Origin of the sequence: Pseudomonas ficuserectae (assembly GCF_024584585.1) — a bacterium.
GTDB lineage: Bacteria > Pseudomonadota > Gammaproteobacteria > Pseudomonadales > Pseudomonadaceae > Aquipseudomonas > Aquipseudomonas amygdali.
Window position 1 is genome coordinate 5,584,683 of record NZ_CP085684.1, and the last position, 17,831, is coordinate 5,602,513.

At 58.1% G+C, this 17,831-nt stretch carries 12 protein-coding genes; 7 read left to right on the forward strand and 5 right to left on the reverse strand.

Annotated features, from left to right (window positions below; translation table 11 throughout):
* Position 1 precedes the first annotated feature (1 nt).
* The 3 genes from mdtD to msrA all read left to right on the forward strand — a co-directional run bounded on the left by mdtD (position 2) and on the right by msrA (position 5,153).
* On the forward strand, positions 2–1,414 hold the full coding sequence (mdtD, locus tag LJU29_RS25055) for a multidrug transporter subunit MdtD (protein ID WP_005744099.1): 1,413 nt from the start codon (positions 2–4) through the stop codon (positions 1,412–1,414).
* A gap of 250 nt (positions 1,415–1,664) precedes the next feature.
* Positions 1,665–4,358 (forward strand): sensor domain-containing phosphodiesterase, encoded by a 2,694-nt coding sequence (locus LJU29_RS25060; protein WP_257111333.1) that lies wholly within the window; start codon positions 1,665–1,667, stop codon positions 4,356–4,358.
* Positions 4,359–4,505: 147 nt separating this feature from the next.
* Positions 4,506–5,153 (forward strand): peptide-methionine (S)-S-oxide reductase MsrA, encoded by a 648-nt coding sequence (gene msrA / locus LJU29_RS25065; RefSeq protein ID WP_257111334.1) that lies wholly within the window; start codon positions 4,506–4,508, stop codon positions 5,151–5,153.
* A gap of 281 nt (positions 5,154–5,434) precedes the next feature.
* Here msrA and LJU29_RS25070 read toward each other — a convergent pair whose 3' ends face one another.
* Positions 5,435–6,271: a 23S rRNA (adenine(2030)-N(6))-methyltransferase RlmJ gene (locus LJU29_RS25070; protein WP_005744101.1), complete on the reverse strand. Its 837-nt coding sequence runs from the start codon at positions 6,269–6,271 to the stop codon at positions 5,435–5,437.
* Positions 6,272–6,650: 379 nt separating this feature from the next.
* Here LJU29_RS25070 and LJU29_RS25075 point away from each other — a divergent pair, with 379 nt between their 5' ends.
* Positions 6,651–6,881, forward strand: coding sequence for a DUF6124 family protein (locus LJU29_RS25075; RefSeq protein ID WP_004654874.1), 231 nt, complete (start codon positions 6,651–6,653; stop codon positions 6,879–6,881).
* Between the two features lie 123 nt (positions 6,882–7,004).
* Positions 7,005–7,271 (forward strand): hypothetical protein, encoded by a 267-nt coding sequence (locus LJU29_RS25080; protein ID WP_002555654.1) that lies wholly within the window; start codon positions 7,005–7,007, stop codon positions 7,269–7,271.
* A gap of 280 nt (positions 7,272–7,551) precedes the next feature.
* On the opposite strand, the gene gbcB is transcribed toward LJU29_RS25080, so the two are convergent.
* The gene (gene gbcB / locus LJU29_RS25085) at positions 7,552–8,652 is read right to left on the reverse strand and encodes a glycine betaine monooxygenase reductase subunit (protein WP_005758176.1); all 1,101 of its coding nucleotides are present in this window, start codon (positions 8,650–8,652) and stop codon (positions 7,552–7,554) included.
* Positions 8,653–8,961: 309 nt separating this feature from the next.
* Here gbcB and gbca point away from each other — a divergent pair, with 309 nt between their 5' ends.
* Complete coding sequence (gene gbca / locus LJU29_RS25090) at positions 8,962–10,260, forward strand: glycine betaine monooxygenase oxygenase subunit (RefSeq protein WP_002555658.1); 1,299 nt, start codon at positions 8,962–8,964, stop codon at positions 10,258–10,260.
* Positions 10,261–10,463: 203 nt separating this feature from the next.
* On the forward strand, positions 10,464–12,884 hold the full coding sequence (locus LJU29_RS25095) for a fibronectin type III domain-containing protein (RefSeq protein ID WP_257111335.1): 2,421 nt from the start codon (positions 10,464–10,466) through the stop codon (positions 12,882–12,884).
* An 873-nt stretch (positions 12,885–13,757) separates the two neighbouring features.
* Here the strand turns inward: LJU29_RS25095 and etfB are convergent.
* Genes etfB through dgcB form a run of 3 tightly spaced genes read right to left on the reverse strand, consistent with a single transcriptional unit; the run spans position 13,758 to position 17,726 of the window.
* Positions 13,758–14,555, reverse strand: a complete 798-nt coding sequence (etfB, locus tag LJU29_RS25100; protein ID WP_257112883.1) for an electron transfer flavoprotein subunit beta — start codon at positions 14,553–14,555, stop codon at positions 13,758–13,760.
* Positions 14,545–15,765, reverse strand: a complete 1,221-nt coding sequence (etfA, locus tag LJU29_RS25105) for an electron transfer flavoprotein subunit alpha (protein WP_257111336.1) — start codon at positions 15,763–15,765, stop codon at positions 14,545–14,547. The genes etfB and etfA overlap by 11 nt, the downstream gene beginning before the upstream one ends.
* The gene (gene dgcB / locus LJU29_RS25110; RefSeq protein WP_005758187.1) at positions 15,765–17,726 is read right to left on the reverse strand and encodes a dimethylglycine demethylation protein DgcB; all 1,962 of its coding nucleotides are present in this window, start codon (positions 17,724–17,726) and stop codon (positions 15,765–15,767) included. Before dgcB ends, etfA begins: the two co-directional genes overlap by 1 nt.
* Positions 17,727–17,831 lie beyond the last annotated feature (105 nt).

Here is a 17,831-nt window from a genome sequence, read left to right on the forward strand (position 1 = left end):
TATGTCGAACTCAGCAGCGCCAATCATGGATGAAAAGACCCTGCGCTGGATGCCCTGGGTCATCGCCATTGCGTTCTTCATGCAAAGCCTGGACGGCACGATCCTCAACACCGCCCTGCCGTCCATGGCCAGCTCGCTGGCGCAAGACCCCCTGCGCATGCAGTCGGTGGTTATCGCCTACATGCTGACCATCGCACTGCTGATCCCGGCCTCGGGCTGGATTGCCGATCGTTTCGGGATCAAGCGCATCTTCTTCAGCGCCATTTTGCTGTTCAGCTTCGGCTCGTTGCTGTGCGCGCTGTCCTGGTCGCTCAACGTGCTGGTGGCGGCGCGGGTGATTCAGGGGCTGGGTGGCGCGCTGATGCTGCCCATCGGACGCCTGATCGTCTTACGTGCGTATCCTCGGTCGGAGCTGGTACGGATCATGGGCTTTATCACCGTGCCCGGTCTTTTGGGACCGTTGCTGGGGCCGACGCTTGGCGGCTGGATGGTCGAGTACCTGAGCTGGCACTGGATTTTCCTGCTCAATATTCCAGTCGGGATTATCGGCTGCTATGCCGTCAAACACTTCATCCCCGACCTTCCCGGAGGCGGTCGAACGCGTTTTGACGGCATCGGGTTTATCCTGTTTGGCGCGGCAATGGTGCTGATCACCATTGCCCTTGAGGGGCTGGGCGAGCTGAACCTGCCACATATGCGCGTGGTGCTTCTGCTGTTTGCCGGGATGGGCTGCCTGGCGGCCTACTGGCTGCGCGCCGGGCACATCGAATCGCCGTTGTTCGCCCCTTCGCTGTTTCGCACCCGAACGTTTGCGGTCGGTATTCTGGGCAATCTGTTCGCCCGTCTGGGCAGCGGAGCCTTGCCGTTCCTGATCCCGTTGCTGCTGCAAGTGGCACTGGGGTATTCGCCTTCCGAGGCGGGCATGAGCATGTTGCCGCTGGCAGCTGCAGGAATGTTCGCCAAGACGGTAGCGCGCTGGCTGATCGAGCATATGGGCTATCGCCTCATTCTGACCGGTAACACATTGCTGCTGGGCATCCTGCTGGCAAGCCTGGCACTGGTCGATGTGCAGACGCCGTACTGGGTTTTGCTGGTGCATCTGGGCCTGCTCGGTGCGGTCAACTCCCTGCAGTTCACCGCGATGAATACCGTCACCCTGATCGATCTGGACGATGCCAGCGCGGCAAGCGGCAACAGCCTGCTCTCGGTGGTGGCACAACTTTCGCTGAGCCTTGGGGTTGCAAGCGCTGCGGCCTTGTTGGGCGGTTTCAGCGAAGAAGTGGCCAGCGGCGAGCTTAGCAGCGTGCTGGAGGCTTTCCAGCTGACGTTCCTGAGCGTCGGAGTTCTGGCCATGTTTGCCGCCGGGATTTTCCTGCAATTACCAGCGAAGGAGGCCAGGGTAGCGACGACTTGATTGACAACCCTTCCGGACAGGAGCAAACCTGTATGGCGAAATCCCCTTTAAAACAGGGACTTTGCCCGAAAAACGAGCAGTTTCAAGTATCCGACCAGATACATTGAAGAACCTGGGCAATCGGCCGACACTTTTATAGCACTAAGCCACTGTGGTCTCTTGTAAGCACGAGCCGCATCATGCAACCTTGCCATACGCGAAAGTGGGGTTTACGCCCGTCGCGACTAGTATTCCGGAAGCGAGTTTGTTCATGAAAAGCCAAACCGATGCTGCCGGTAGATCCGCAGCCGAGGTAGTGACGCAATTGCCAGTGCCTTCGCGCCTGGGCATGCTGCGTTTCGAGCGGCTGAATGAAGCCAATTGGGCGCTATTGTTTCTCGATCCGAATTGCGAAAAGCAGTTCGGCCTGCCCGCCGTCGACCTTTGCGCCTTGATTGGATCCCCTTATGCCAGCCTCATGGAGCCGCAAGCACGCTATCAACTGCATGACGACATCCAGCAGCAACTGGCTTCTTCTCCGAATTACCTGATTCGCTACACCCTGCACAGCCCCAAGGGCGCGCTTGGCTTGCTGGAAATCGGCGAAGCCTACAAGCAGCACAATCGTCATCTGCTGCGTGGTTATTTTCTGATCGTCGATGGCCTTGTCACAGAAAGCGAGACCGCCACTGACTCCGATCTCGAAACCCGTAACCTGCGCCTGCAGATTGCCCTTGAACTCAACCAGCGCGCCCAGCGTGACCAGTTTGCCCATCTGGAACGCGTGCGTGCCCAGCAGGACCTGATCCTGCGCCTGACCCGGCATCGTTACACCACAGCCAATACCCTGCTGGAAGCGGCAAAGCTGATCACCAAAAGTGCCTGCGACATTTATGACGTCGATCATGTCAGTATCTGGAACCTCACCGACAAGCGTCTGGAGCCGATCACCGACTATCGTCGGGAAAGCGGCGACTATCAGTCGCGTACGCCGATTGATATCAGCGCCTACCCCACCTATCTGCAAGCGCTCAATACCAGCAGGGCGATTGACGCCAGCAATATCCAGACCGACCCGCGCACCCGCGAAATGGCCGAAAGCCTGAACCCTGGAGAAGACAAGGCGGTCCTTGATGCGAGTATTCGTATCGATGGCCAGGTCATTGGCGTGCTCTGCCTGGAACAGTCCGGCTCGACACGCGAGTGGCAGTCCGACGAAATCGCCTTCGCCGGGGAGCTGGCCGACCAGTTCGCTCAGGTCATCAACAACCATAACCGTCGAGCCGCGACCAATGCGCTGCACCTGTTCCAGCGTGCAGTCGAACAAAGCGCCAACGCCTTTCTGCTGGTCAACTGCAACGGCGTGGTCGAATACGTCAACCCAAGCTTCACGGCGATCACGCAGTACAGTTCCGATGAAGTCTCCGGGCACAAGCTCTCGGAACTGCCTGCGCTGGAAAACCTCAACCAGTTGTTGCTGGAAGCCAACTCCAGCCTGACCAACAGCAACAGCTGGCAGGGCGAGTTCAAAAGTCGACGCAAAAACCTCGAACCCTACTGGGGCCAGCTGTCGATTTCCAAGGTGTATGGCGATAATCGCGAGCTGACGCACTACATCGGCATCTATGAAGACATCACCCAGAGCAAGCTGGCCCAGCAGCGTATCGAGCGCCTGGCCTACACCGACAACCTGACCAATCTGGGCAACCGTCCGGCCTTCATCCGCAACCTGGACGAACGCTTTGTCCGTGACACCGACACGCCGATGAGCCTGTTGCTGGTCGACATCGACAACTTCAAGCGCATCAACGACAGTCTTGGCCACCAGACCGGCGACAAACTGCTGATCAGTCTGGCGCGCCGTCTGCGTAACACCTTGAGCCCGTCCGACGTGCTGGCGCGCTTTGCCAGTAACGAATTCGCCGTTCTGCTCGACAACACGGATCAGGAAGCCGGACAGGCCACCGCCAGTCAGGTACTTGCCACGCTGGACAAGCCGATGTTCGTCGATAATCAGCTGATCAGCGTTACCGGCTCGGTGGGCCTTGCTTGCGCGCCGCTGCACGGCCGTGACCCGCAGACCTTAATTAAAAACGCCGGCCTGGCCCTGCATAAGGCCAAAGCCAACGGCAAGCACCAGGTTCAGGTGTTTACAGAAGCCTTGAATGCCGAGGCCAGCTACAAGCTGTTTGTGGAAAACAACCTGCGCCGCGCCCTGACCCAGAACGAGCTGGAGGTGTTCTACCAGCCCAAGCTGTGCCTGCTGACCGGTCGTCTGCTGGGCATGGAAGCGCTGCTGCGCTGGAATCATCCTGAAAAAGGTATGATCCGCCCCGATCAGTTCATCAGCGTGGCGGAAGAAACCGGCCTGATCATCCCCATCGGCAAATGGGTCGCTCGCCAGTCCTGCCGCATGAGCAAGGACCTCACCGCCGCTGGTTTCGGCAATTTGCAGGTGGCGATCAACGTGTCACCCAAGCAGTTTTCCGACCCCGAGCTGGTGTCATCGATTGCCGCTATCCTCAGAGAAGAAGAGCTGGATCCTTCGCTGCTGGAACTGGAACTGACCGAAGGCCTGCTGCTGGAAGCCGCCGAAGACACGCGCCAGCAGCTGGACTCGCTGAAGAAGCTTGGCCTGTCGTTGGCCATGGATGACTTCGGCACCGGTTACTCGTCATTCAGCTACCTGAAGAAATTCCCCATCGATGTGATCAAGATCGATCGCAGCTTCATCCGCGATATTCCGGATGATGAAGACGACATGGAAATCACCTCTGCGGTCATCGCGATGGCCCACAACCTCAAGCTCAAAGTGGTCGCCGAAGGCATTGAAACCGCTGCACAGTTGACGTTCCTGCGCCGTCATCGTTGCGATGTGGGCCAGGGCTATCTGTTCGACAAGCCTATCCCCGGCGAAGAGCTGATCGAGAAACTGAAGCGCTACCCGCGTCGTCCGTCCGCCTGACAACCTTCCCTGCACCCTGCTCTCTCGGGCACACTGTCAGGCTGTTATTACACGGCAGCACTTGTTTGTGCGTGTAACGGGACCTATGTAACTCTGCTCATCTGTCCTGGCCCCTGCTGCCTGTCTCTAAACGAGAGGATATGGTTCATGACTCTGCGCTCGGAAATTCTAGTGAACAAAAACGTACTGCCCACCGCCGAACAAGCACTGCCGGGTCGTGAAACGCCTATGGCGCTTCCGGAAACTCATTTCGTCAACGGCAACCCGCTGCTGGGACCGTTTTCGAGCAATGTGGAATTCGCCATCTTCGGCCTGGGTTGCTTCTGGGGCGCAGAACGCCGCCTGTGGCAACAGGAAGGTGTGGTGAGCACGGTCGTGGGGTATGCGGGCGGATTTACCCCGAACCCGACTTACGAAGAAGTCTGCTCCGGTCTGACTGGCCACACTGAAGTGGTGCTGGTTGTCTACGAGCCCGAGAAAATCAGCTACAAGTCGTTGCTCAAGGTGTTCTGGGAAGCGCACAACCCTATCCAGGGTATGCGTCAGGGTAACGACATCGGTACTCAGTACCGCTCGGTGATCTACTGCACCACTCCCGAACAGCTCGACGCCGCCAAGGCCAGCGCTACAGAATTCCAGGCGGAACTGAGCAAGGCCGGGCTAGGCGCAATTACCACTGAAATCGAAGAAGCCCCGACGGTCTACTTTGCCGAGGCCTACCACCAGCAATATCTGGCCAAGAACCCTCAGGGCTATTGCGGCCTGGGCGGCACGGGTGTGTGCATGCCGGCTTGAGACACGCCCCTGCCGGGGCGTCAGGAAACGGGCTTCTGCCCGGAGGGCGTAGGAGCGGACTTGTCCGCGATGGGCTGCGAAGCGGCCCCAAAACCGGCCACCTCGGCTGTATCTGGCGCACCGAGGCAAGCGGTTTTGCTGCCGGTTCACGGCAGATCGCGAACCAGCGAAGCGTTGCACGGTACGCACCTACATGCCCTACACAGTCTTCTGGGCTTGCCAGGATCTGTGTACAACGCTGAGAGCTCCGCATGGGCACGCAGTGATGGATGCAGGCAAGCCTACTCCGCAATCAACCAGTCCATCTTCCAGCCGCCCTGGGTCTGGCCCAGTTTCTGGGCGAGGTACGGCATCAGTTCACGCAGCTCTTCTTCTAGGCCCCACGGCGGGTTGGCGATGGCCAGGCCTGAACCGTTGAGGCTGGCCGGGGTGTCCAGCGGGTGGACGAACAGCTCGACGCGCAGCAATTTGGGTGCGCCAGTCTCGGCCAGGTCCTGATAAAAGCGCCGCAGCAGGCGCGGGTCCTTGATCGGGTACCAGATAGCAGCCACCGTCTGACGCATGCGCCCGATGGTTTCCTTGAGCGCTACAGCGCAACGTTTCATTTCATCGAGCTGCTCGAACGGCGGGTCGATGAGCATCACGGCACGCTTTTCAGCCACCGGCAGCAAGGCGCGTGGCACATGCCAGCCTTCCCCCAGATGCACCGCCACGCGGCGATCGCCCTTCATGTTTTCCTTGAGCAGACGCCCATCTTCGGGGTGCTTCTCGTTGAGCAGCACACGCTCGCGCTCGCGAGTCAGGCGGCGGGCCAGCTCCGGCGAGCCGGGGTAGTAGCGCAGCTCGCCGTCGGGGTTCATGTCGTGCAGCACTTGCAAATAATCGGAGGCCAGCGCGGGCAAGTCCGGTGCATCCCAAAGACGGCCGATGCCTTCCAGCCACTCTCCGGTGCGGGTGGCCTGATCGCCCTTGAGGTCGTATAACCCCAACCCCGCGTGGGTGTCGAGATAGGCGAACGGCTGCTCCTTGCGCGCCATGAGGGCGATCAAGCGAGTCAGAGTCAGGTGTTTGAACACGTCGGCGTGGTTGCCGGCATGGTAGGCGTGACGGTAATTCATGGCAGCTCCTGGCAAGCTGCGCAGTTTAGCAAACCTGAGCAATGAACAAGAATTTGTAACGAATTTGCGGGACTCGTCTCTTTCGTTTGAAGGAAATTTCCGAGAAACTCCCGCCCCCTTGTGCCTGCCGATTTCGATCACTACTCTGCGCCCGTCGCTGCATATTCAGCGATGAGGATTAGTAGCCCTCGGTGTGATTAGGCGCAATGCGCCACCTTGTGCAAGGCGCTTGTTTACGGCCTGCATCTTTATGGTGGCCGTGCGTGGGGCATCTTCGGATGCACCGGTTCCTAATCACCGGGCTACTACCTGCGTGCGGCCGCCACCTTCGATTAGTAGCCGAAGTGACGACCTTCCAGTTATTGATTAGGAGTCTCACATGCTAAAAATCGTCCCCGACCCACCCCTCTTCAACGCCCGCCCCAAAGTCAGCCATGAAGATGCGCTGATGTATGCCAGCGACCTGCTGCGCTGTGCAGCAACCAGCGCTTACGAATTCAGCGACAGCATGACCGGCGCGCAAAGAGATATGACGCTCACGATCATGCACCTGGTGGAAATGGCAAAGGTCATGGTCGACAACACAATAGAAAACCTGCAAATCGAATAAGCGCGACCTGAACTGAAAGCGACGTACCTGTAGTCAATCCTGCCATGCGCGACGCACAGGACTTGCCCTTGGCAGTCTGCCCTACCAGAATCGGAAAAAAGCCCGATCAAAGGAACAGAAGCCATGATGCACGCAGATTTGATTGACCAGGAGGACCTGCTCGGCCAACTCAGAGCCCTGGGCTTCGAAGCACCCGGCGGCGCAACCGCTGAACAAGCCTGCGCGCAAGCCGTTTGCGGCCTGAACGCCGAGCGCGCTACAGCCCTGCGACGTCTGGTAGAGCAACTCCTGACCGGCAGCGCCACCCTCCTCCCCGCCGTACGCCAGGCCATCGACCAGCAACTGCTGCCAGCGCTGGCGGCTTATAAGCAGAGTCACAGTGGAACGTAACCGATAGGTGCCCTAAAGAATGCCCATCGTACCCACGCTGGAGCGTGCGGAAGGATGACACCAGCTATCGTCCGACGCTCCGCGTCGCATGCCGTTCTGGACGCTCCGCGTCCGGTCTTGAACCTGCGGCGCGGCATAGATTTGTGACGCAGAGCGTCACCCACGGCATTCCAACGCTGGAGCGTGAGGAACGATAGTCGTCAGAGAGATCACTATCGTGCCCATGCTCCGCGTGGGTATGCCGTTCCGGACGCTCCGCGTCACACAGTTTCAGGCGTGCTCAATACTCAATCCGCACATCCCCCTTCGGTACGCTGCAGCAGGACAGAATGTAGCCCTCTGCAACATCCTCGTCGGTGATGCCGCCGTTGTGCTCCATTTCCACTTCGCCGCTCAGCTTCATGACCTTGCAGGTGCCGCAAATGCCCATACCGCAGGCTTTGGGGATCATCAGGCCGAGTTTGGCGGCAGCGGCGTGAACAGTTTCACCCGGGGCCACGCGAATGCTCTTGCCGGTGTCGGTGAATTCCACCTGATGCAGGTCGGCGGCGTCGACATCCGGCGCGTCGGCTGCGATTTCGGCCTGCTCGACTGCATCGGCCCGCGCCTCAGGCGGTGTCGCGCCGAACGACTCTTCATGGTATTGCGCCATGTTGAAGCCGTTTTCCAACAGCAGTCGCTTGACCGCCGCCATGTACGGCGTCGGCCCGCAGCAGAATACCTCGCGGTCCATGAAGTCCGGGGCCATCAGTTCAAGCATTTTCTGGTTCAGGTAGCCGCGATAACCGGCCCACGGCTCACCCAGCCCATGCTTTTCGCAGACAAGATGCAGGCTGAAGTTATCGATCCGCGAGGCCATGTGTTCCAGCTCGCGGTGATAGATGATGTCCTTGGGCGAGCGGGCGCTGTGCACAAACACCATGTCGACATTGGCGTTGGTGTCATAGAACCAGCGCGCCATGGACATCACCGGTGTGATGCCGACGCCACCGCTAAGGTAGAGAATCTTCGGGTTGGGGAAATCGATGGCATTGAACAGCCCGACCGGCCCGTGCACGGCCAGTTCCTGACCCTCACTGAGTGTGTCGTGCAGGTAGTTGGAGACCTTGCCGCCCGGTACGCGTTTGACGGTGATCGAAAAACTGTAGGGCACCGACGGTGAGCTGGAGATGGTGTAAGAGCGCATGATCGGCAGACCATCGATCTCCAGCTCCAGGGTTACGAACTGGCCCGGCTTGAAGAAGAACATGATCGGCTGGTCGGCCATGAAGCAGAAAGTGCGCACATCCCAGGTTTCCTGGATGACTTTGACGACACGTACCAGGTGGCGACCGTTGGCCCATGTCTGGGTCGTGACCGGGCTCAGGAAACTTTGCGACATACTCGATCTCCACGGCCGACTGTCGGCCTCTCATGCTGCGGATTCTGCGTAACGCGCGAGGCGGCCATTTACCTATCAACGACATTCACGTACTTACCGCGACCAGCCCCGTGCAACAAGGCCTGTCGCGTCGGGAACGGATGCGGCCATGTCGCCCATGGATAAGGTTCGCTGCGCGCCCGGCTCCACACTCGCCACCAAGGGTCATAAGCATGGTCGACTGATCTATCGTCATGCGTGAAACGCGATCACACCCGTATCAGCCACATTCGCAGGCCGCCCATGCCGCGGTCATGAGGGATTTAATCGATGGACGTCACCGCAACCTTGAGCCTGGGCGATCCGCTGGAACCTGCACGCAAGGCCACTGCCGAGATGCTGCAGAATCGCGAGCGCACCTACTCGCTGCCGCAGCCTTTTTACAGTGATGACCGACTGTTTGAAATCGACATGCAGGAAATCTTTCACAAGGAGTGGCTGATTGCCGGGATGACGTGCGAGATCCCGACCAAGGGCAATTACCTGACGCTGCAGATCGGCAAGAACCCGATCCTGGTGGTGCGTGGTCCGGACGGTGCAGTCAACGCGTTCCACAACGTATGCCGCCATCGCGGCTCGCGCCTGTGCACTGCCGAGAAAGGCAAAGTCGCCAAACTGGTTTGCCACTATCACCAGTGGACCTATGAGCTGGACGGTCGTCTGCTGTATGCGGGCACTGAAATGGGCGACGACTTCGACATGAAGCAGTTCGGCCTCAAGCCGGTGCACGTCAAGACCGCAGGTGGCTACATTTTCATCAGCCTGGCGGAAAACCCGCCTGCCATTGACGAGTTCCTGTCGACGCTGCGGCACTACATGGAACCCTATGATATGGAGAACACCAAGGTGGCGGTGCAAACCACCTTGATGGAAAAGGCCAACTGGAAGCTTGTACTGGAGAACAACCGCGAGTGCTACCACTGCGGTGGCTCGCACCCTGAGCTGCTCAAAACCCTGCTGGAATGGGACGATGTCACAGACCCGCGTGCCGATCAGGCCTTCAAGGATCACGTGGCCGCATCTGCTGCTGCGTGGGACGCCGAGAAAATCCCGTACGCCCACGCCAGTTTCGGCCTGCGTAACCGTATCGTGCGCATGCCGCTGCTCAAAGGCACGGTGTCGATGACCCTGGACGGCAAGGTCGGCTGCAAAAAACTGATGGGCCGCATCCAGAACCCGGACCTGGGCTCGATGCGTATTCTGCACTTGCCGCACTCCTGGAACCACTGCATGGGCGATCACATCATCGTGTTCACGGTGTGGCCGATCAGTGCGCAGGAAACCATGGTCACCACCAAATGGATTGTCCACAAGGATGCAGTCGAGGGTGTGGACTACGACGTGGAACGCATGCGCCAGGTCTGGGATGCCACCAATGATCAGGACCGCCGTCTTGCCGAAGAAAACCAGCGCGGCATTAACTCTACCGCCTATCAACCCGGGCCTTATTCGAAAACCTATGAGTTCGGCGTGGTCAACTTCGTCGACTGGTACAGCTCGCGCATGCTGGAAAACCTCGGGGCAGAGCCTGCACCCTATCTGAAGGGCGTGGCGGTGAATCACGAGTAGAGGGCACACCTGCCCTTGGCAATACTGAGTACGGCTCACTCTCCAGCGAGGTGAGCCTGCTCAAACGATCGTCGACTGACGAATTTCCCGTTTCCCCCGCACAACAACTCCTCCGCCGATACCGTCATTTCTGACAGTTACCTGAAAACCCCTCTCGTGATCAACTCTCGTTGAAGTCAATCCAACGGAAGGAGACACGGACTATGCTCAACCCAAAAATCATTAATCAATATAAAAACAAAACAACCGATGCCGCCTCGGCCATGCCGGATATAAGGGGCAAAAATATTCTCATGGGGTTCTGGCATAACTGGCCTTCCGAACCCGGTCAAGGTTACCAGCAAGGCCTCTTCAAAGAGATGGCGCTGACCGACATACCCGAAGCGTATAACGTCGTGGCAGTGGCCTTTATGAAAGGTGCCGGCATTCCCACCTTCAAACCTTATAACCTGAGTGATGATGCGTTTCGCGCTCAGGTGGCAGCACTGAATGCACAAGGCCGTGCAGTGCTGATTTCTCTTGGCGGGGCTGACGCGCATATTGAGTTGCATGCCGGTCAGGAAGATGCACTGGCCTATGAAATTATTCGTCTGGTTGAAACCTATGGCTTTGACGGCCTGGATATCGACCTTGAACAAGCTGCTATTACTTTTGCCGATAACCAGACCGTATTACCCGCTGCGTTGAGGATGGTGCGCGAGTATTACGAGACAGAAGGTCAGCACTTCATCATCAGCATGGCCCCGGAATTTCCTTACCTTAGAGTCAGCAAAAAACTGCCTTTATTGAAAGAAATCACTGCGTACTTTCCGTTTCTAAAAGACGTCGTGACGTTCCTGGAATCGTTGAGAAGCGGCGGCGCTTACCTGGCCTACATCAACGCTCTGGAAGACATCTATGACTTTATTGCGCCACAGTATTATAACCAGGGCGGCGATGGCTTATGGGTCGATGAAGCCAATAATGGCAGCGGCCTGTGGGTCACTCAAAACAACGATGCTCACAAGAAAGATTTTCTCTACTACCTGACTGATAGCCTGATCCACGGTACACGTGGCTTCACAACAATTCCCGCCGATAGACTGGCCATTGGCTTACCCACCAATAACGACGCAGCCGCTACCGGTTATGTGGTAAACCCGCAGGATGCTATCGATGCATTGGACGACTTGAGAAAAGCCGGCAATCCGATTCGCGGGCTGATGACCTGGTCAGTCAACTGGGATGCCGGCAAGAACAAAAGCGGCGAGGAGTACAACTGGGAGTTCGTGAACCGCTACGGTTATCTCACCGGAGGCGAAACACCTGTACCGGAAAAACCATCAGTACCTGCTGATCTCAGATCAACCGAAAAAACTGCAACGTCGGTGAAACTGAACTGGTCGCTCTCGGAAGGCCCGCAACCGGTCTTGCAATATGAATTGCGTCGTAACGGTGCGGACTCCTTTCTTGTAGGCAACCCTGTTTATAACAATACCGGCCTTCAGCCCGGTACTGCTTACAGTTACCAGGTGCGTGCAATTGATGTCATAGGCAACACATCCGAATTCTCGGCCGCGCTCACCGTACGTACACAGAGTGAAGGCGGAGGCGATGCAAAACCGACGACACCTGTATTGAGCCTCGCGGAGGTCACCGAGAGCAGTGTGTCGCTAACGTGGACACCGTCTACCAGCGATAGCCAAATCGTCAGGTATCAAATTGGCCGCAATGGCTGGCCTTTTCAAACGATCGCAAGCGTAACGACCGCTTATACCGATAGCGACGTCACTGCCGATACTCAGTATGACTACTACGTCGTTGCACAAGATACCGAACTTCAGTGGTCAGAGGTCAGTAATGTATTAAAGGTCAAGACCGCTGGCGAAACACCTGTTCCCGGTAACCCGTCACTGCCTCTCGACTTCAAATCCACCGAGCAGACCACAATGTCGGTAACGCTCGACTGGAGCAAGGCGAAAGTTGCTCACGTCCAATATGACCTCTTCAGGGATAATGTTTTTTTACAGCGCGTTGGAAGCGCACCCTTTACTGACACAAGTGTTTTGCACAGCCGTCTTTATGGTTATCAGATCCAGGCGATTGACAGCGTGGGAAACAGCTCTGAGCGCTCTGAAACGCTCTTGGTCACTACAAAGTCCGAGCCCTCTGACGATCGCCCTACGCCACCAGGCAACTTACGCCAGACCGCCGCAACAATGACCAGTGTTTCATTAGAGTGGGACGCGTCTTTCAGTGCACTGGGTGTCGCGTCCTACCGCCTCATAACCTTTGGCGGGGAGACAGTGAGTCTCGACGCCACAACACTCAAGTACACTGTGGAAGGACTAACAGCGGCTAAAACGTATCAGTGTCTTGCCGGCGCGCTCGATACAGAGAAAAACCTGTCTGGCCCAAGCAATGTTGTACACGCTTCGACCAGCGCAGCGATTTCTGAGTGGAAAACAGCTCAGTCCTATTTGGAGGGGGATAAAGTGACGTATGGCGGCGACACCTATATCTGTCTCAATCCTCACACCTCACAAATAGACTGGAAGCCAGGTAGTGCACCAACGTTGTGGGCGCTTTGGGTGGAGCAAGCAGGCGGCAAACTTTATCCCGGTTTGCCGAAAAAATGGCAGTAATCCTCGTGGCGTCAGGTACCTGCTGCCATAGCCGATGAGACGGGCTTGAAAATATAGCGACGAAATGACTTATCCACACAGCCTTCAAAGCGTTCATGTGGGTGAGTCGTTGCGCTGACGCAGGAATGTACTGGGTAACAATCACTTATCCAGATCACCTTGCAAACATTGCACCTGTACATTTTTTGCTCAAAACCTTGTAACCCACAGTTTCACTGGGTTACAGAGGAGCGCGAACACCTTATCCACAGAAGCGCCAACAGACTTTGGGTACAACTTCGTCCGAATCACCCGGCCTGCTGTGGACAACTTATAAAATGGCTGAAAAACCACCCGAATGAACCAACGCTGCACGCAAAACCCTGCTTTGATCATTTTTCATACAAAACCTCCAAAGCCTTTATTTACAAGGCTTGCAGGTAATCACAAACAACTTGTCCACAAGCACGCGCACAGAGATTGTGGGCAAACCCAGTGGCTGGCAGATGGCAGTGCGCATTTATCCACAAAAAAATGCAATAAAAATAAAGAGTTAGATTGATCGTTTTTTGAACACCACTCCGAAAGCCATGTTCTAAAAGCCCTTCAGACGTTCACGAACACATTATCCACAGGCACACACACAGGGATTGTGCGTAAGTCTTCCCGAAAAGAGTATTGGTCAAGGCCGTACAGGCGTAACGTTCAAACGAGCCATCTTGCTACCCCCATCACCATTTCGAGTTTCAACCGCAGTTACGAAAACGCGAATGTAAAAGTCGAGGTCAGTAATGGCGGTGGTCTGGACGGGATTATGTCCTATGCCTGCTTCCGGCCTCTCTCCGAGCAGAAAGGCAAACCGCCCATCAAAGAGGGCAGCACAAGACCATAGCCTTACTTTACGACGCCCTCATCAATCAACAGCTTCAGAATCGCGGCTGCGCCCTCTTCCGGGCGCAGCCCCTTCAGCACTTGACCTGCGCCGCCGCTGGCCTTGGCAGTGGCGGCTTTCATGCGGTCAGCGCCGCTCTTGGCCTTGATGACCTTCAAGCGTTTGGGCCGCGGTCTGGCTGGCTGCAGCGCTTGGTTGGTCAATAACTCATCGGCAACGACCTGAACTCTTTCGGTATCCAGCGTGCCACGCTGTGCAGGCCCGAACGCGCTCTGCCGAGGTTTGGGAGCCGCGTTATCCACAGTGGCCAGAAACGGCAGGCGGACCTTCAGCCGACGACGCTGGCCGCGAGGCAGAGCCTGCAACACCACTGCGGTACCGTTGTTCAGCGACTCGACTTCAGCCAGACCGGTCACCAGTGACCAGCCCAGCCTTTCAGCCAACAAAAAAGGCAGCATGCCCGACCCTTCACCGGTTTCAGCCTGACTGCCGGCCAGCACCACCTGTGCGGCAGAATCTCGGAGGTAGTCAGTCAACGCGACCAGCGCATCGGCGCCCTCGGGTTGCTCCAGCACATGTAGCTCGTTGAGCCCCATGCCAAGGTAAGCGCGCAGCGCCGGTTCTTCGGCATTGCCGGCGTGCAGTACCTGCAAGTTATCCCCAGCCAGCTGCAAACCAAGCTCGACGGCCCGCGCATCCTGTTCGGCGCGGCGCGCACGACCTGATGTCGGGTGCGCTCCGATGGACACCAGACTGATGATCTGTACCGCATGCTTATCCACAGACACTTCAGGCTGCATCACGCTTACCTCCGCTGCGCCAGGCTTGCACTGCGGCTATCAACGCCGTGAGCACTTCGGCGCTTTCGCCGATGACCGATAGATCAGCGCGCTTGACCATGTCGCACCCCGCATCCAGATTGATCGCAATGACCTTGTCACAGGCGCCGATACCCTGCAGATGCTGGATGGCCCCGGAAATACCGACGGCGACATACACCCTTGCGGTCACCCAGGTGCCACTCGCGCCTACCTGACGCTCGCGGCCCATGAAACCATCATCCACCGCCACCCGCGACGCCCCTTCGGTGGCCCCGAGTGCCGAAGCGGCCTGATGAAACAGGTCCCAGTCTTTGACACCATTGCCGCCAGACAGAATGAATTCGGCTTCAGCCATGGGGATAACTCCGGGATCGACGGCAACTGCTCCCAGGTCTTCGATACGCGGCAGGCTGCGTGCTACGCCTGTGGACAACTCGACCAGCACTGCCTCGTGGCGGGTTTCGCTCACCGGTTCGGCACACTCTACGGCGGCCAGAATCAGACGGGCCAAAGGCCGAACCAGGTCTTCGCGCCCGGCTCCTGCCCGACTTATGCACAGCTGGTCCTTGACCTGCCAGACCCGCGTTGCAGGTCGCTCGCCGATGCTGGCGGCAAAACGTCTTCCCAGTTCGCCACCGCCGCTACGGCTGTCCGGCAACAGCCAGTGGCGCGGGTTGAACTGGTTATCCACAGCTCGCAAACCCTGTACGCGCTGTTCCGGCGAATAACCGTCGAACCCGGCACCGTCGATAATCAATAACCGATCCACGCCAGCAACGTCGAACGCAGTTTCCTTGTGTTCGCCGAACACCACTGCCAGCACGGCACCTTCAGCTCCGGCAAACTGACGCGCCAGCCCCAGTAGATCGCGATCGTGGCTGCTCAGGCGGCCGCCGACCATATCGGGCACCACTGTGATATAGAACGCTGGCTCGACGATGGTATGCAGTGGCAACTGCACGTCGGCGACGGCTGAACGCTTGACCGCGCCACCCTGCTGAGCGCCGCTGCGGTCGATGCGCTTTATACCGTTGGGACCGATAAAACCCAGGCCATGCACGTTCTTGCGCAGCAAACCTTTTGGTCCCATCCAGCTGTTCAACGCCGGCTGCATGGCCGCATGCAGTGGGTGCAGTCGATTGCGGGCAATCCACTCGGCACGAGGGTCGCGGCGGATAATGTCGCTCATCAGTTCACCTCCGCGGGTTCACGTTTGCTGGCAACAGACGAGCTGGGGATAACTTCTTCAATCAGCGCATCGGCCACCAGCTCGGCGATATCCTTGATCAGCGGGCGTGGTTCAACCACGCCTTCAAGCATGGCCGTGCACTGTGGACAACCGACTGCTACCACCTCGGCAGCGGTTTCACGAATGTCGTCCATGCGCATGTCGGGAATTCGCTGTTTGCCGGGGATATCGGTGATCGGCGCGCCGCCACCACCGCCACAGCAGCGGGAACGAAAGCCCGAGCGCTGCATTTCCCTGATTTCTATACCCAGCGCACGCAGCACGTCACGAGGGGCCTCGTACTCGCCGTTATAACGGCCCAGGTAACACGGGTCGTGATAGGTCACGCTGGCACCTTTGTGCTGGCCCAGACTCAATGCGCCATTGCGCACCAGTTCAGCCATGAAGGTGCTGTGGTGCTGCACCTGATAGTCGCCACCAAAAGCGCCATATTCGTTTTTCAGCACATGAAAACTGTGCGGGTCGCAGGTCACGATACGCTTGAAGCTGTAATTGGCCAGGGTCTGAATGTTTCGTCGGGCAAGTACCTGAAAGGTTGCCTCATCGCCCAGACGCCGTGCCACGTCACCGCTGTCGCGCTCTTCGAGGCCCAGCACGGCGAAATCGATCCTGGCCGCTTTAAGCACTTTGACGAAGGCGCGCAGCGTGCGCTGATTGCGCATGTCGAACGCGCCATCGCCGACCCAGAACAGCACGTCCACGCTCTTTCTCTCGCTGAGCAGACTCAGGTTCAGATCCGCTGCCCAGTTCATCCGCCCGCCCGGTGCAAAACCGCCGGGGTTATCGGTGGCGATCAGGTTATCCAGCACCTCGGCACCCTTGTTTGGCGTCGCACCCTTTTCGAGGGTCAGGTGACGGCGCATGTCGACGATGGCATCGACGTGCTCGATCATCATCGGGCACTCTTCGACGCAGGCTCGGCACGTGGTGCAGGACCACAGCGTTTCGGCGTCCACCAGCCCGTTGACGATGGGCTGATGCGGATTGCCGCCATGCTCGCCCAGCGGCTTGCCTTTGCCATCCAGCGACGGATATGGACTGCCCGCAAATTTTGCGTCGGTGCCACCGGCAAGGCCGACCACCATGTCCTGAATCAACTTTTTCGGGTTGAGTGGCTGGCCTGCCGCAAACGCCGGGCAGGCCGCTTCGCACTTGCCGCACTGCACGCAGGCGTCGAAGCCCAGCAGTTGGTTCCAGGTGAAATCCTGCGGTTTCTCCACGCCCAGCGGTGCGGTTCGATCGTTCAGGTCCAAAGGTTTCAGGCCCGTGGAACGTCCACCAGCAAAGCGCTCGGCACGCCGATGCCAGGCCAGGTGCAGCGCCCCGGCGAAAGCATGTTTCATCGGCCCGCCCCAGGTCATGCCGAAGAACAGTTCACTGATGCCCCACAACACGCCCAACCCGAGGATAACGACCAGCACCCACCCACCAAAATGCTCGGGAAGAATGCCCGCCACCGGCAGCGTGACCAGAAAGAAGCTCGCTGAAAACGCCATGAGGCTTTTCGGCAGGCGCATCCAAGGCCCTTTCGACAAACGCGCGGGCGGATTGAGACGACGCTTATAGACAAATACCGCGCCGACAAACATCACCGCCGTCATTAGCAATAGCGCGTAGCCAAGAACGCGGTTATGCAGGCCGAAGCCGTGCACCAGAATCGCCAGCACGATTGAGGCAACCGCCCCGCCTGCAGTGGCAACATGGGTGTTGGCGATGTATTTATCGCGTGCGACTACGTGGTGCAGGTCAACCATGTAGCGCTTGGGCATGGCCAGCAGCCCGCCGAGCAAGTCGACTTTCGAGGGCCGTCCGTTGCGCCACATGCTCACCCGCCGCCACGCACCCAGCGCCGCAAGGGCCAGGGCGCTGAACAGCAGGATGGGAAGAAGGGTGTCTAGCATCACGTTGCCCTCAAGGTGCAAGCTTTAAGCTGGAAGCCTCAAGCTGCAAGCTTCAAGAAAAAGCACCGAGCAAAGGCTTCTACTTGCAGCTTGAAGCTTGCAACC

Coding starts and splice junctions, on each gene's coding strand:
- mdtD (WP_005744099.1), top strand. CDS start 2: ATGTCGAACTCAGCAGCGCCAATCATGGATGAAAAGACCCTGCGCTGG.
- LJU29_RS25060 (WP_257111333.1), top strand. CDS start 1,665: ATGAAAAGCCAAACCGATGCTGCCGGTAGATCCGCAGCCGAGGTAGTG.
- msrA (WP_257111334.1), top strand. CDS start 4,506: ATGACTCTGCGCTCGGAAATTCTAGTGAACAAAAACGTACTGCCCACC.
- LJU29_RS25070 (WP_005744101.1), bottom strand. CDS start 6,271: ATGAATTACCGTCACGCCTACCATGCCGGCAACCACGCCGACGTGTTC.
- LJU29_RS25075 (WP_004654874.1), top strand. CDS start 6,651: ATGCTAAAAATCGTCCCCGACCCACCCCTCTTCAACGCCCGCCCCAAA.
- LJU29_RS25080 (WP_002555654.1), top strand. CDS start 7,005: ATGATGCACGCAGATTTGATTGACCAGGAGGACCTGCTCGGCCAACTC.
- gbcB (WP_005758176.1), bottom strand. CDS start 8,652: ATGTCGCAAAGTTTCCTGAGCCCGGTCACGACCCAGACATGGGCCAAC.
- gbca (WP_002555658.1), top strand. CDS start 8,962: ATGGACGTCACCGCAACCTTGAGCCTGGGCGATCCGCTGGAACCTGCA.
- LJU29_RS25095 (WP_257111335.1), top strand. CDS start 10,464: ATGCTCAACCCAAAAATCATTAATCAATATAAAAACAAAACAACCGAT.
- etfB (WP_257112883.1), bottom strand. CDS start 14,555: ATGCAGCCTGAAGTGTCTGTGGATAAGCATGCGGTACAGATCATCAGT.
- etfA (WP_257111336.1), bottom strand. CDS start 15,765: ATGAGCGACATTATCCGCCGCGACCCTCGTGCCGAGTGGATTGCCCGC.
- dgcB (WP_005758187.1), bottom strand. CDS start 17,726: ATGCTAGACACCCTTCTTCCCATCCTGCTGTTCAGCGCCCTGGCCCTT.